At 66.0% G+C, this 14779-nt stretch carries 9 protein-coding genes; 4 read left to right on the forward strand and 5 right to left on the reverse strand.

Annotated features, from left to right (window positions below; translation table 11 throughout):
* Nucleotides 1-22 precede the first annotated feature (22 nt).
* From NGB36_RS30945 to NGB36_RS30965, 5 genes are all read right to left on the reverse strand, one after another.
* A complete protein-coding gene (locus NGB36_RS30945) occupies nt 23-1138 on the reverse strand; it encodes a PfkB family carbohydrate kinase (RefSeq protein ID WP_255923915.1) in 1116 nt (371 codons plus the stop codon).
* The gene (locus NGB36_RS30950) at nt 1135-1770 is read right to left on the reverse strand and encodes a bifunctional 4-hydroxy-2-oxoglutarate aldolase/2-dehydro-3-deoxy-phosphogluconate aldolase (protein ID WP_255923916.1); all 636 of its coding nucleotides are present in this window, start codon (nt 1768-1770) and stop codon (nt 1135-1137) included. Before NGB36_RS30950 ends, NGB36_RS30945 begins: the two co-directional genes overlap by 4 nt.
* Before the next feature lie 199 nt (nt 1771-1969).
* Nucleotides 1970-4063 carry a SpoIIE family protein phosphatase gene (locus NGB36_RS30955; protein WP_308288957.1) on the reverse strand — a complete coding sequence of 698 codons (2094 nt, stop codon included), beginning with the start codon at nt 4061-4063 and terminating at the stop codon, nt 1970-1972.
* A gap of 762 nt (nt 4064-4825) precedes the next feature.
* The gene (locus NGB36_RS30960) at nt 4826-6043 is read right to left on the reverse strand and encodes an NAD(P)-binding protein (protein WP_255923917.1); all 1218 of its coding nucleotides are present in this window, start codon (nt 6041-6043) and stop codon (nt 4826-4828) included.
* An 815-nt stretch (nt 6044-6858) separates the two neighbouring features.
* The gene (locus NGB36_RS30965; protein ID WP_255923918.1) at nt 6859-8550 is read right to left on the reverse strand and encodes an APC family permease; all 1692 of its coding nucleotides are present in this window, start codon (nt 8548-8550) and stop codon (nt 6859-6861) included.
* A 549-nt stretch (nt 8551-9099) separates the two neighbouring features.
* Here NGB36_RS30965 and NGB36_RS30970 point away from each other — a divergent pair.
* From NGB36_RS30970 to NGB36_RS30980, 4 genes are all read left to right on the forward strand, one after another.
* A complete protein-coding gene (locus NGB36_RS30970) occupies nt 9100-9522 on the forward strand; it encodes a hypothetical protein (RefSeq protein WP_308288958.1) in 423 nt (140 codons plus the stop codon).
* A gap of 535 nt (nt 9523-10057) precedes the next feature.
* Nucleotides 10058-10528 (forward strand): transposase, encoded by a 471-nt coding sequence (locus NGB36_RS33990; protein WP_372509572.1) that lies wholly within the window; start codon nt 10058-10060, stop codon nt 10526-10528.
* 706 nt (nt 10529-11234) lie between these two features.
* Entirely contained in the window at nt 11235-13673 is a 2439-nt protein-coding gene (locus NGB36_RS30975; protein WP_255923919.1) for a beta propeller repeat protein, read from the forward strand.
* Nucleotides 13674-14133: 460 nt separating this feature from the next.
* A complete protein-coding gene (locus NGB36_RS30980; RefSeq protein ID WP_255923920.1) occupies nt 14134-14763 on the forward strand; it encodes an XRE family transcriptional regulator in 630 nt (209 codons plus the stop codon).
* Nucleotides 14764-14779 lie beyond the last annotated feature (16 nt).

Below are 14779 nucleotides of genomic sequence, written 5' to 3' on the forward strand. Positions count from 1 at the left end.
ATGGGGGAGCGAGGTGGTGTGGTCACCGGATTCGGGCGGCGCCGGCGGGAACGCCCGCGACTTGGGAGCGATGCACGAGCGTGCGCCCGTCCCAGGGGGAGGCGTAGGCCAGTTGGTAGGTGGCGGTGGTGATGAACAGGTCTGTGCCGTGTGGCCCGCCGAAGGCGCAGGAGGTGGGCTGCGTCGCCGGAAGCGGGAGCGTTTGGACCAGCTGTCCGTCCGGGCTGTACCGGCGTAGCCGCGCTGCGCCCCATTCGGAGGACCACAGGTGGCCGTGCGTTTCGACGGCCATGCCGTCGGGGGCGCCGTCCTGCGGGCCGAGTTCGGCGAAAAGATGGGCTGGGCCAAGCGCGCCGGCCAGCGTGTCGTAGTCGTAGGCGAAGATCTGGCGGCGGGCGCTGTCGGCGAGGTACATGACCGAGCCGTCCGGGGAGAACACCGGGCCGTTGGGGATGGTGAGCCCGTCCAAAATCCGCTCGACGGAGCCGTCGATGTCGACCCGGTACAGCGCCCCGGCGCCCGGCGTGCCGTCGTAGGCCATGGACCCGGCGAGGAAGCGCCCGCGTGGGTCCGCACATCCGTCATTCATGCGCATGCGGGTCCGCGCGCCGTCTTCGGGACGGGCCAACCAATCGAGGTGTCCGTCCTCGTCGAGCAGGGCGATCCCGGTGCCGCAGGCGGCGACCCAGCCGGGGTCTTCCGCACGAGGGGGCCTGACGCCGAGCGCAGCAGTGATGCCGGAGGTGTGTACCACCTTGGGGGAACGTACCAGCGCGGGCGCGAGGTCGGCTGCTCGGAGTCGGGAGCCGGCCGAGCCGGACCGGTAGTAGTTGACGCGCGTGAGCGCGGCGGTACGTGGCAGGCGTATCAAAAGGCCGGTCGGCGCGTCGGGGTCGGTGACCACGGCGCGGGTGTCAACCCCCGATCCGCGCAGTGCAGACAGCACCAGTGTTCCGGCGTCATCGGCGCCGATCCGGCCGCACCAGGCAGTGTCGTGGCCGAGCCGGGCTGCGCCGATCGCCACGGTGGCCTCGGCCCCGGCGATGGATGAACGCAGCTGTCCGCCAAGGCGAAGCGGTCCGGGATCTTCCTGCCGGAGGGCGAGCATGGTCTCACCAAAGGTGAGCAGATCGGTCACGGCAGCTCTCCGATGGTGTCCAGGAAGGTGGCGGCGCGAGTCCTCAGCGCGGTAAGCGAGCCGCCACTCGCGGCGTCGCCGACCAGAGGCGATCCGACTCCGACCGCGAGGGCGCCGGCGGCGAGCATCGTTCTGGCTTCTTGGTGGCCGATACCGCCAACGGGGACGAACGGAACGTCGGGGAACGGCTGCCGGAGGGCTCTCAGATAGTCGGCACCGCCGAGCGACGCGGGAAACAGCTTGATTGCCGCTGCTCCCGCCGAACGGGCGCATGCCACCTCGCTCGGTGTCAGTGCTCCGGCGACCACGGGCAACCCCAGGGAGGCAGCCGCCGCGACCCCGGGGCCGAACCCCGGAGTGACCGCGAAGTGGGCGCCCGCGCTATGGGCATCGGCGGCGTCGGCCGCGCTGAGTACGGTTCCGGCTCCGATGAGTGCGGCCCGCCCGATCTCGCGCACCACCGCCGCGAGCACTTCCTGGGCCTGTTCGCTGGTAAGCGAGACCTCGACCAAGCGCACGCCACATTCCACGAGGGTCACGACGGTACGGACGGCGGCCCCTGGGTCGTCGCCGCGGACGGTGGCCAATAGCCGCTGCTGTCGCAGCGAGGAGAGGAGCTCAAGGGTTGTCAACGCATCATTCCTGGCGACCGCTCCGGCCAACGGCGTACCCACCGCGGGCACTGCCCCCGTCGCGGTCATCGACGCAGGAACCTGGAGACGAAGCCGCAGGGTTGGGTGCCTTCGGCTGCGAGCGGAAACTTCTCCTCGGCGAAGTCGTCGGAGGTTCGCGGTCTGCAGTGCCACGGTGCCAGGCCAGTCCTCCCTAGCCTCAGCAGTCGTCAACGAGGAACTGCTCGCACCAGATGGTCTTGCCGCTGCGGGTATGCCGCGTGCCCCACCGTTGTGTGAGCTGGGCGACCAGGAGGAGCCCGCGTCCTCCCTCGTCGCAGATCCGTGCTCGGCGCATGTGCGGGGCCGTGATGCTGGAGTCGGATACCTCGCAGATAAGTGTTCTGTCCCGGATCAACCGGAGCTGGATGGGTGGGTGGGCGTAGCGGATCGCGTTGGTGACGAGCTCGCTCACCACCAGTTCGGTCACGTCAACTTCGTCGCGCAGTTCCCATTCAGCTAGCTGCTGAGCGGCCCAGGCGCGGGCATCGGCTACGACCGCTGGATCAACCGGGATGTCCCGGACGCGAACGCGGTTGCTTGTCATGGTGCGCGTGCGAGCTATGAGCAGGGTCACGTCGTCGGAGGAGTGCTCAGGAAGCACGCTTTCGATGATCCTGTCGCACAACACGTCTGGGGACACTGAAGTTTGGGCCAGCGCAGAACGCAGCCGTTCGAGTCCGTCATCGATGTCGCGTTCGCGAGTGGTGATCAGCCCATCGGTATAGAGGGCTATGAAGCTTCCTTTGGCTAGTTCGATTTCGGCCGACTCGAACGGAAGACTGCCAAGTCCAAGTGGTGGGCCTTCGGGCAACTGGAGGTACTCGGCTGTGCCGTCTGGGGCGACAATCACCGGTGGTGGATGCCCGGCGCGGGCTACGGAGAAGCGACGGGAGACCGGATCATAGATGCCATACGTGCACGTGGCGCCGAGCTCTGCGGCATCGACATGGGCGTCGTCTTCGGCAGCGAGGCATGAGACGAGGTCATCGAGGTGGGTCAGGAGTTCGTCCGGGGGCAGGTCGACGTCGGCGAGGGTACGTACCGCGGTGCGGAGCCGGCCCATGGACGCGGCCGCGCTGATGCCGTGACCAACGACGTCGCCGACCACCAGCGCAACGCGGGCGCCTGACAGCGGGATGACGTCAAACCAGTCGCCGCCGGCACCGGTCCCGCCACCCGCGGGGAAGTACCGAGAGGCGATGTCGACGGCCAGCTGCGGAGGCATCCGGCGGGGGAGAAGACTGCGCTGAAGCGTGAGGGCGGCGGTGCGCTCCCGAGTGAAGCGTCGAGCGTTGTCCAGGCAGACCGCGGCAAGCGCGACCAGCTCCTCAGCGAGCAAACGGTCGCCATCAGTGAAGGGCTCGGTGGTGCGTCTGAAGAATATGGTGACGCCCAGGACTGCGCCGCGGGCGCAAATAGGCACGGGCATGATCGACTGGAACTTGTAGGTGCGGAAGCGCTCAGCCCGCACGGGGTCGATGGCCAGCCACGACTGGATGGTGGGATCAGGAGCGCTGTACACGGCCGATTGTCCGGTAGCCATGCAGCGGACAGCCGGTGACTGGGGAGGGTAGAAATCCACTTCCCCCGGTAGGCGGACGGCCTCGGGCGCTCCCTCAAGGATGGATTGGTTGGCCATGCGGCGCAGTGCCACGCTTCCGGTGAAGGCGCTGGGCTCGTCGCCGTTGAGCACGGTGTCCAGGAGGTCGACGGTAATCCAGTCGCACAGTCGGGGAACGGCGGTGTCAGCGAGCTCCTGAGCGGTACGCATCAGGTCGAGGGTGGTGCCGATGTGAGTGCTGGCCCGGTTGTGCAGAGCCAGACGCTCCCGTGCACGGTACTGCTCGGTCACGTCGTCCACTGCCGTGCATACGGCGAAGACCTGCCCTCGCTGATCGCGCAGAGGAGAGGCTGAGACAGCGAAGATGCGGTCATGGCCCGGATCGACGGCCGTGCGCCCAACAACCTCTACAACCTCTGCGGTCGGGACCGGCTCACCGATGGCGAGTGCCTGGCGCATGCAATCTTCCCAGGCTGCGACATCAGGCCCATAGATCATCTCTGACAAGCGCGGCCCCCGGGCGTCTGTCTGCGACGGTCGCCCGATGAGGCGGGCCATCGCGGCATTCTCCCGTACGCAATGCAGATCGGCGTCGTACACCGCCAATGGCATCGGTGAGTGGCTGAACAGCCAGTCCAACAGTGCCTGCTCCTCTTCGCAGGACAGGAGCCGACGGGGCATTGCCGTCATCAGCGGTCACCGCCCGGACCACACGGCGGGATGATCCACTCATTGATCATGACGGCCCCGCGAATCCTATGAAGCCGGGCCGATATCCGCATGTGCGTGTGGACACGTGGGAACCCATATCGCCTCGTTTCACTGCGGGCAGTCATGTTCCCACCTCTGGGCTGGCGCCAAGAGACTAAGAATAAGAATGCCTCCCGAAAACGACGGATTCAACCAGATCAGCGGTTGATTCTCTTCGCTGGCGACATGCCGCCGCTGTGGGCGTGGCGCGACGGGTGACCGGGTGACCGGGTGGCCGGGCTCGGCAAGCCGCCGCCCGATTGCGCCGCTGAGCTACTCCCCGTCACGTCGAGATCAACGCCGTCCTTCACTAGCCGCGATCCCTTTCGACCACTCCCGTTGATCATCCGGGGCCACAGTGACATGTGGGCATGGCCCACAGCAGGCCGATTACTCTATGGAAGTTCGCAGAAACCAACGGTTAAGGGGGTCTGCGCATCTCAGAAGAGTGGTTTCCCCAGCCCATCGACGAGAGAGTGTAGACGCCATCTTCCCCTACCTGATCCCCTACCCGGGCTGCCTTGATCTGCGACAGGCCCCACGAGAGGGGACCTGGTCGCCGGCGGAGAAGCCGCGGGCCGTCCGCAGCTCGACGCCGGCCGTGAGGTCGGCACCACCGCGGGTTTCTCTGCCGGGCTCGAAATACACCCCAGGAGTGGCGTCTGATGCGTCTTGAAGGACCTCGCACAACGGCAACGAAGATCAGCGCGGCCTGACGGCAGGCGGGGGAGCACCGCTGCCAGGATCGGGATCTGCCTCAGGAGAGTGGCCACACCGGTCCGCTTGCGGCCACTGAGCGAACCCCCCGTCGCCGCACTCCACCAGAATCCGATTGCCAAGTGCGAACACACCGCGCGGACGCAGCCCGATCAGACTTGCGGTCGAGTATGCGGTACTCAGAGCATTCAAGTCGTGGACGATGCCGATCCTGAACAGCGAACGAGTCTCCGCGATGGCTTCGTGATCACCCGCGCGAATAACGACGCGCAGTTTGGGAGTGACGGCTCGTGCTGCTACGGACACGGCGATGTTGTCCAGGTCGTTCGAGGCGACGGCAGCCATCGCCTGCGCGTGCTGAAGGCTGAGTTTGCGCAGCACGAACTTGTCGGTCGCGTCGGCGACTACTACGGGTACGCCGAGTGCCCTGGCCAGGCGGAGGTTAGGGGCGGTCGGATCCCGCTCGACCGCCACGACGCCTATGCCTAGAGCCTGCAGTTCAGTGCATAGCCTCAGTCCTACCTGTCCGAGCCCTACGACGACCACGTGGCCGGCTCGCGGCACTGTCCGGGCCCCTACGATGCTGAGGGGGCGTGGGGCCAGCAGACGGTCGACCATACCCGCTGTGAAGACGGCTGTGAAGACAACGGTGACGAGCATCGCGGCAGCGGAGAACATCATGTACGCGTTGGAACCATGTCCCGATGCGGGGCCGACCGCAGATACCGTTCGCGCTGCTTCGAACAATGCCTCGACCGGCGGCCGGCGGCGGAGAGCCACGGACCAGACAAAGTCCGCCAGGAGTACTGCGAGAAGTCCAGCCAGACCGGTTAGCATGATCCTTGAGCTGCCGTCGTGTGGTCGGAGCTGTCCTCGGATTCTCCCCATCCGCGCCCTGTATCGCAGCGAGCGCGGCACCCGATACGGCTCGAGGCTCACGACCCCAGCATTCCAGCGAGCGCCGACATCGCCTGCGGGCGTCCGGGTGAGTGCGAGTAGGTCGGGCTGGAGGCAGGCAGCCAAGAGGGCCGGCGCGGCAACGTCCGCCGGGGATGTGACCCGGCAGTTGGAGACCACGCGTTCCAACTGCTCTGCGACCGTTCTATCAAAGATGGCCACTACGAGTGCAACGTTGGGATAGATGTGCTCAACCGCGAGCGCGTAACGCAGGGACCGGACGTCATCATCGAGCAGGATTGCCACGCCTGCTACCGGACGGCCCAACGCCCGGCGAAGGTCTTCGTCCGTGGGTTGAGCCAGGTGACGCACACGATGCCCTGCCGATTGCAAGGAGCCGCAGACCCTGCGTGCCATGTCGCTGCCGATCACGACGAAGTAGTCCCCTACTAGCGGGCCGTCGCTGAGCGAGGTGGCGACCGACCCTTGGAGGCTCTCTTCCGCAGGAGCAGCACGAGAATGATCAGGGTGCGACGTTGCAGTCAGTGGAACGGTAGAGGCGCAGGCCGACCCACCGGAGGATTCACTGCCTGCTACGGCGGATGATGGGGAGGGCGTGCGAGCGCCGATGTTGTGTCTGGCGTTTGGACTGCGGGGGGAGTCGACATAACCGACGTTGCCCGTCTTCCCCACTGGCTTTGCGCCTCCCTGGTTCTGTGCCTGCGAAGGTGATTTGATGGTAATCAGTATGTGAGTTTCCGTCAGCCTTGGCCCGTCAGCGCACGAGAGTTATGGCTGATCCCAGGGCCCTCGCACACGCGTCGTCAGCGCAGGTCGGCTCGCGCGTGGCTGCGGCGCAACATCTCGCGCTGCTGAACGTATCGCAGCCGGGAGGGTTGGTCCGCTGGCAAGGATGCTCCGAAGAGGCGCCAGGGATCGCCCAGCGCACCGAATTGCGTGCACGAGAAGGTAGAAGCGGGCGATGTTCGCACGGTCGCGGACTACTGATGGGCGGGTGTGCCTGGGCACCCGCCCCCGTGCTTCGGAGCCTCCATGGCCCAAGTGCACCGTGGACGCCGGGCCGCCGGCCCGAGATATGGCTCGGTCCGGCGGCGCACGCGTTACGTAGTGATCGCGACCGGGTGGCCAGGTACCTCGGTCAGGCCGGTCTCATCATTGCCCACAAGTCGGCTGACTTCACTGGCCGGGACCGCAAGGTTAACCGCCCAGAAGTAGATGACCAAGCTCACCGCGGAGACTACCAGCAGGTCCAGCAGGTTCGGCAGCACCGTCAGCTCGCCGCCACCGGAGCGGAAGCCACCGCTGTCGTAGTTGCCGAGGTAGCCGAGGAGCACGTTCGCTGCCAGCCACACTGGGACCCAGACAAAGCCTTTCCAGTCCGATGCACTTACCGGCGAGCGTTCATTTCTGAACAACTGAGTCGCCGCGAAGATCAGAAATCCCGCGCCAATCCCTGTCTCGATCTTCCAGGTTGTGTCGAAACCACCCCAGTAGATGACCAGGTTCGCGGCGATGAAGCCGATCGGCGCGATCACTGCTGCACCCCTCAACCGGTACGGACGTTTCCGCTCCGGGTCCCGCCGGCGCAGCGCCGTCAGCGACACCGGGGCGAAGGCGTACATGATCGCGGTGGCAGATGTGATCAGGCCGACCAGGCTCTGCCAGCTTGGGAACGGCAGGAAGGCGACCTCCCCGATAACGAAGGCAAGGATTACCCCCCAGACCGGGATGCCGCGGAGCGTGAGCCTGGCAGCGCCCTTCGGCAGGTCGCCGGCATGGCCTTGGGCGTAGGTGAAGCGAGAGGCGGTGCCCAGGTAGACCAGAGCAGTACCGGCTGGCGAGATGAGTGCGTCGGCGTACAGAATGTAGGCAAGCCAACCTGCGCCTGCCGCCGTGGCTAGGGTTGCGTACGGGCCGAAGGCGCCCTTGACCATTGGCTTGTCCCAACCATGCACGAGGTCGGCTGGGTTGAGCGAGCCGATAAACGCGACCTCCAGCAGGATGTACGTCAGCGCGCTGATGACCATGGCGATCAGGATCGCGCGGGAGATGTCTTTCTGCGGGTTGCGTGCCTCACCACCGAACTGTATGCACTGTTCGAAGCCCTGCGCGGCGAACACCACACCCGCTGGTAGTGCGGCGAAGACGCCCTGTGGGCCCTTGGCGAAGAAACCACCGCCCGCAGCAAAGTTGCCGGGGTGGAAGGAGAGCGTGAGCAGCACCACGATGGTAAGCAGTGGGATCGCCATCTTCCACATCACGGTGATCGAGTTGCTCTCGGACAGGAATCTGACGCCGACCAGATTGATCACTGTGAACAGCGCCATCAGTACCGTTCCCCAGAGCAATCCGCTGCTGGTCAACGTGGAGGTCTGCTGGTTCAACAGATGCAGGTGGGTGTTGGCCCAACCGATGTTGTCCAGGTAGGTCAGGCTCGCCTCTACCTCGACCGGCGCGAGCGTAACTGCCTGCAACCAGGCCGCCCAGCCAGCAGCGAAGCCTGCCAGTCGACCGAATGCGAAGGCGGGAAACCGTGCGGTGCCGCCGGCGACCGGGTAGGCCGTGCCGAGTTCGGCGTGGATCAGCGCGAGTACACCGAGGATCGCGGTGGCCAGAAGCCAGGAAAGCAACGACGCAGGACCTGCATGTGTTGCCGCCTTGTACGCACCGAGCAGCCAGCCAGACCCGATGATCGAACCCAGCGAGATCATGGTCAGTCCGAACACCCCGACGGACCGGTGCAGCTTCGCTTGACGAGGGGCTGACATGCCGGAGTGTTTCACTTTTGTCATGATGTGCTCCTAGTTCAGTGATCAGTTCGGCGCCCCGGCTTGTGCCCACCTGTCACAGCTCGAAGTGAACCGGCGGGTGGCTGATGGTCCGAATCCGAGAGGGACGGCCCCGTGTTGCGGTCAGGGGAGGAGTGAGGAGGGGGAGCTCCCTCCCGGGAGCCTCCGTCGTCGCATCCGCGGTCGGGTCGGAAGGATGATCCGCCGACAAGGGTGGGTTTGGCGTGGTAACTGCGTACGTGACTTGGACGGCAGCTCTTAGGCGTTCGGGCCGTCAGTGTGGAGGCTTTGGCGCCCGATCCTTCTCCCGGCCGCCGCCTCCCAACTCTCCCTGAAACCGGGTGAGGAGCGATATGGCGAGCAGAGTATGGCATGGCGGGCAGCAGTGCAATATGACATGGCGCAATTCGTGGAGGCATCTTCTCGCGGCTCGCCACCTGGGACGGTGCCATGCGGGCGGACCGAGCCCCACCGTCGAGGCGATGGAACCGGAGGACAGAGAGATGCCCCTGAACTACTCCGTCGGCTCCTTGCGGCGAAGGGATTCCAAGGCTGGGCGGGGCGGGCTGTGAGGGCCAGGCCGGGTTATACGCCACATTCGCTTATCGACGCGGCCGCTGTGGAGGCGACGTTGCCGATCAAAGCGGCGATCAGAGCACTCCAGCAGGCACTGCGGGACGGGATCGATCCCGAGCAAGACCCTCTCCGCAGCGTGCTGCCGGTAGAGCACGGCCAGCTCTTGCTCATGCCCGCCCATGGGCGGGCGTACGCGGGGGTCAAGATCGCCAGCGTCGCACCAGGCAACCCGGCGCGGGGACTCCGCGCATCCAGGCGCACCATATGTTGTTCGAGGCCGAGACGCCGGCACCGGTCGCCCTGATTGACGGTATCGCGCTGACCAATATCCGCATCGCAGCAGCCTCCACTGCCGCGGCCGACTACCTCGCTCCTCGTAAAGCATCCCGGGGTTGGTGATCTTCGGTGGTGGTCCGCAAGCGCTCAGCCACCTTCGGGCGCTCCGCGCTGTCCGTGCCATCAGCCACGTCACTGTTGTCGGCCGCAATCTCGCCCGCGCTCGGCAGCTCGTGGAGCACTTTCCGCGCACCAGCGGAGTACGCATGATGGCGGGGGCCGACGGCGGTGGCAGCAGCCGATCTGATCGCGTGCTGTACGACGGCCCGCACACCGTTGTTCGACGCAGCCCTGCTGTCGGCTCACAGCGCCGTGATCGCTGTCGGTTCACATGAACCAGACGCTCGGGAAGTCGATGCACACACCGTCTGTAGTTCCATCGTGGTTGTGGAGTCATGCGCCGTCGCCACTCGAGAGGCCGCCACGTCCGAGGTATCTGGGCCGGAGAGCACGGCGTGGATCGTGAGATCGGCCGCTCTGAGCCAACCCCATCTGGGTGACCGGAGGTTCCCCGAAGCTTCCGGACAAGGACCCAATAGGGTTGCCCTGAAGAGGAAGAGGGAGAAGGCGCCACCGAGCAAGTACTCGCCGGAGTTCCGTGAGGAAGCTGTCCCAGATCGCGCTGAGGTCGAGCAAGACGATCTCGGAAGTTGCCCGAGAACTTGAACTGAACCCAGAGACACTTCGGGGCTGGGTGAAGAAGTACCAGAACAGCGGGAACCGTCGCCGAGAACGCGGAATTGTCGGTGAGCGAGCGGGCTCGTCTGAAGGAGCCCGAACGGCGCAACGTGAGCTTGAGATGGAAGTCGCCTTCCGGAAAAGAGCCACAGCGTACTTGGCGAAGGATCCCCAGCAGCGAGCAAGTACGAGTTCATCGATGAGATGCGACTCGGCATGGTGGAGTACGCGTACAGCGTCGGGGTCATGTGCGACCGGCTCGGCGTGTCCAGAGCCGGCTACTACGACTGGCGATCCCGTCCGGAATCCGTGGCAAGAGGTGGTACTGGCGGTCTTCAGCCCGGGCGACACGGCGGGAGCTAGCCGCCCGGGCAGGAGAAGCGCAGGATGAAGCGCCTTGGATCGGCCCACTCCGACCAACCTGGTGGAGCGGACTGCCGGGTTCGACGGGTCGTTCGTAATTCAACCACCAATCCCGCCAGACGCCGGTTGGCTATGGCTGGGCTGACCATGCTGTTCGGACGGCTACCCCTCCTTCCGCTTGGTGGTTGCCTTGGCAGAGCATCCCGCTTCAGGCATGTTGCCGGGGAGATCCCAAAACCCCATAACTAGCGGTTATGGCTGGACGCGTTGACCGTCCCTGGCCGACAAGCCGCGGGAGAGCGACCGGGGGATCGTCAGATCGGTTGACCGGGGCACGTGGAGACGTATTCGCGCAGTTCACAGGAACCGGGCTGATCCGGACTCGGGGGTATCTGCTCTCGACTGCCGGACGGCGGACGGCGACGTGTCCGGCCTGAGCGATGTTTGATTGGGATAGCCGCGAGAGCGGTCCTTCGCCGACGCGAGCAAGTTGGGCCTGTACGAGCCACGGCTGATCCTCTACTCTTCACCGGCGTCCTGTGGTGGCGGGAGCACCGCGCGACTTGGAAACGCGCTCACTCATGCCCAGGAGGCATTTGATGCTCCAACGCCCCAGCCTGCTCGTGACTGTTCTGGCAGTCGCAGCAGTCCTAGCAGGCGGTCCAGCTGGTTTCGCTGCGCCGAAATCCGGCTTCCCGTCTGCCAACCGTCAACTGGCCGCGCTTGCCAGGAACGTGCATCACAACACCGCTGACCGTATCAACCCCGCCGACGATGGCGGAGATCCGGACGACCCAGTCGCCGGAACGCTCCAGTTCGCCACTGCTCGAACCGCTCCGGCCAACGTCGTCTCTGGCGCCGCGCTCGCCGCCGGAGCGGCTGCCGGCGACCAACTGCCGGTTCGCGGAGGCACCTGGTCCGAGGTGACCAGCGGCCCGGCCAACAGCGAGACTCCCGGTTACGCTGACCCCTCCTACTCCGACTACGGCTCCGGATGGGGGCTGGTGACCGGGCGGGCATCCGCGCTCGTTACAGACGGTCCGTGGATCTACGCCGGCTTTGCTGATGGTGGCGTCTGGAGGTCCAGGGATGCCGGCAAGACCTGGACTCCGGGTTTCCAGAACAAGAGCACCGAATCAATCGGCTCACTGTGGATAAATCCGACAGACCATTCGTTGTGGGTCGGCACCGGCGAGGCTAACACGAGCGCGGACAACTACACCGGCCAGGGGGTATTCCGGTCGACCGACCACGGCAGGACGTTCCAGCGGGTCGGTGGATCCGAGCTCCTGAACGCCCAGGTCGCCACGCTGACCACGAATGGCGCCTACGTGTTCGCGGCGACGAGCCATGGCCTATGGCGCCGTCCGCTGGCCGGTCGGTTGGACGCCCCCTGGCAACTGGTGCTCAGACCCGACCCCAATCCGGACAAGGACCCGACGCGCACCTCGATCATCTCGAGCGTCACGGTCCGGCCAGGCAGCCATGGAAGCACCGTGCTGGCCGCGCTGGGATTCCGCAACGGCACACCGTACGACGGGTTCTACCTGTCCACGAAGGGGGGTGCGCCGGGTACCTTCACACGGATCCAGCCGACGGGGCTGGACAACTCCGACATCGGCCGCACCAGCCTTGACTATGCGCCCGACGGCAGGTCCCTGTATGCCGTGATCGAGTCACCGGCCTACTACGCCGGCAAGCGTCCCTCGCCCATGCAGTCGACCTCCCTCAAGGGCGTGTACAAGTCGGCGAACGGCGACCCGAACGGGCCGTGGACGCTCGTTGCCGACGCCAGCACGCTTGCCAAGTCCGGGTCCGCTGAGGAGTTCCCGTCCGGCTACGAGCCGGGCGTCGGCTCCTGGTACAACCAGTACGTCAAGGTGGACCCGCGCGACCCCAAGCACGTCTACGTCGGTCTGGAAGAGATCTACGAGACCCGCGACGGCGGGACGACCTGGAAAACCATTGCGCCGTTCTGGAACTACACGCTGCCGTGTTACGGCACGGCCGCGGGGTGCCCGCCCACCGTCCACACTGACCAGCACGCCATCGCGATCAGTGGAGACGGAACCGTGTACGTCGGCAGCGACGGCGGGATCTGGTCCCGGCCGGCCTCCGACAGCACCGCGGTCGGCTGGAGCGACCTCAACGCGGGTCTGCACACGCTTCAGTACTTCTACATCGGCGCGGGACACGACCCCGCCGGGGGTACTGCGCTGTGGGGAGGCCTTCAGGACAACGGCAACACCGTGGTGCGCGGCAACTCCCACAACGTCATACAGGCAGTCGCCGGTGACGGGGGCGACGTCATTGTGGACCCGAGTAACGCCGACCGCGTGGCCCTCGAATACACCTACGGCGACATCTCCGTGACCACCGCCGGTGGCCGCTCCGACGGTACGCAACAGGTGTTTCGGGAGATCAGCCCCAGCTGCCAGATCGCCTCACCCATCGCCGGATGTGATCCGAACATGCAGTTCATCGCTCCGTTCACGGCAGATAGAGCGAATCTGAACCGCTGGGTCATCGCGGGCCGGTATGTTTGGGAGACCCAGAATGGGTTCGACACGGTCTGTTCGAAGGCCGCTGCTGGCTGCGACTGGAAGATCGTCTACGATCTCGGCTCGACCGCCTCGACTACCGCGATAGAGGCGAACAAGGGCGTCGACTACGTCGGCTGGTGTGGGCCGTGCCTGCCGTCGGACGAGAACGGAGGCGGATTCAAGAGCGGCATCGCCACGAACTTCGGTGGCACCTGGCACGCCATCACCGCTCCGAACCTGCCCAACCGCTACATCACGCGCTTGGTGAGCGACCCTGCTGATCCTGCACATGTCTACGCCGTGTACGGCGCGTACTCGCGCAAGTGGATACCCGGCGCCGGTGTCGGTCATGTCTTCGAGTCTCTGGATGGCGGGGCGACCTGGAAGGACATCAGCGGCAATCTGCCCGACCTTCCGGCCGATTCCCTGGTCATCGCGAAAGGCCGGCTGGTCCTGGCTACCGACCACCTCGTGTACGTTGCGGACGTCAGGAACCCGACGCACTGGGCGCGGCTCGGCCGCGGTCTGCCCAGCTCGGTGGTGACCGACGTCACCCTCTTCCCATCGGGTGACACGGTGATCGCTGCCACGCACGGCCGTGGCCTGTGGAAGCTCGATCTCGGCAGGTGATCCCGGCTGCCCGCGGATGCCGACGGGCAGCCAAGGGCCCCGGTGCGCGTCCGCGCGGACGCGCACCGGGGCTTCGCACCCACGGTTTCGCTCGGCGCCCGGGCCACAGGCGGGACAAGGTCGGCGCGAGATCGCCCTGGCTACCTCGTGCCGCGCTGGCAGGTCAAGTATCCGATCGCGCAACACACCCGTTCAAAGAAACGAACTGACAGGCAGTCGCGCACGGCGATCCCGAAACGTTGACCGGAGCCGAAAGAACTGACCCTTGGCAGCCGGCCGGGACAGCCGTAAGGCGTCCAGAGTCCGCCGCCGTCCAGTGAAGACGACGCTCGACCGACATCGCCGTCGCCACCGGGGCAGCCCGCGTGTCACGATGACCTCAGCGGTCGGTTTAACGAACGCGGGTCGCATCTAGCTCGTTCGATAAAGCGAACGGCTTTGGGTCTCGAAGGGGAGAGCGGTGGAGCACCAGGGCGAGTCGGTACGGGGCATGCTGGCGGAGAATCTCCGTCGGGCCAGGGTGCAGCGTGGGCTGTCGCTTTCGGAGCTGTCGCGGCAGTCGATGATCGGTAAGGCGACCTTGTCGCAGTTGGAGGCGGGTACGGGGAATCCGACGATCGAAACGGTGTTCAGTCTGTCGCGGGCACTGCAGATGCCGATCTCTGACCTGCTGGAACAGCGGCCGACCGGCGGTATGACTGTGGTGCGGGCGGCTGAGGCGGAGGTGCTCCGCGGTGAGGCGGTCGAGCTGCGCCCGCTGCGGCGCATCGAGTGCGGGAACACCGTGTTCGAGGTCTACGACCAGCGGGTTCGGCCGGGGCGCAAGCAGGATTCGCTGGGTCATGTCGGCATCGAGCACACCATCGTGCAGGCCGGGGCCCTGGGTGTGGAGGTCGACGGCCGTCAGGTGGAGCTCGGTCCGGGTGACTATGTGGGGTTCGACGCGGCCTGCCCGCACAGTTACACGGCGGTGGACGGGCCGGTGTGGTCGGTGCTGCTGCTGCAGTACCGCGCCGATCAGCGGTCCAACGCAGCCCTGCCGCATCATCCGGGGGGCTCTTCCGCCGATCCCCTCAAGGGCGGCTGTTGACATCTCTGACCTGCCG

This window comes from Streptomyces humicola, assembly GCF_024436035.1.
In the GTDB taxonomy this organism is placed as follows: domain Bacteria; phylum Actinomycetota; class Actinomycetes; order Streptomycetales; family Streptomycetaceae; genus Streptantibioticus_B; species Streptantibioticus_B humicola.

What these genes read in the sequence shown, in the direction of transcription:
- NGB36_RS30955 (WP_308288957.1), bottom strand. Translation starts at nt 4,063, where the DNA reads ATGACGGCAATGCCCCGTCGGCTCCTGTCCTGCGAAGAGGAGCAGGCA.
- NGB36_RS30965 (WP_255923918.1), bottom strand. Translation starts at nt 8,550, where the DNA reads ATGACAAAAGTGAAACACTCCGGCATGTCAGCCCCTCGTCAAGCGAAG.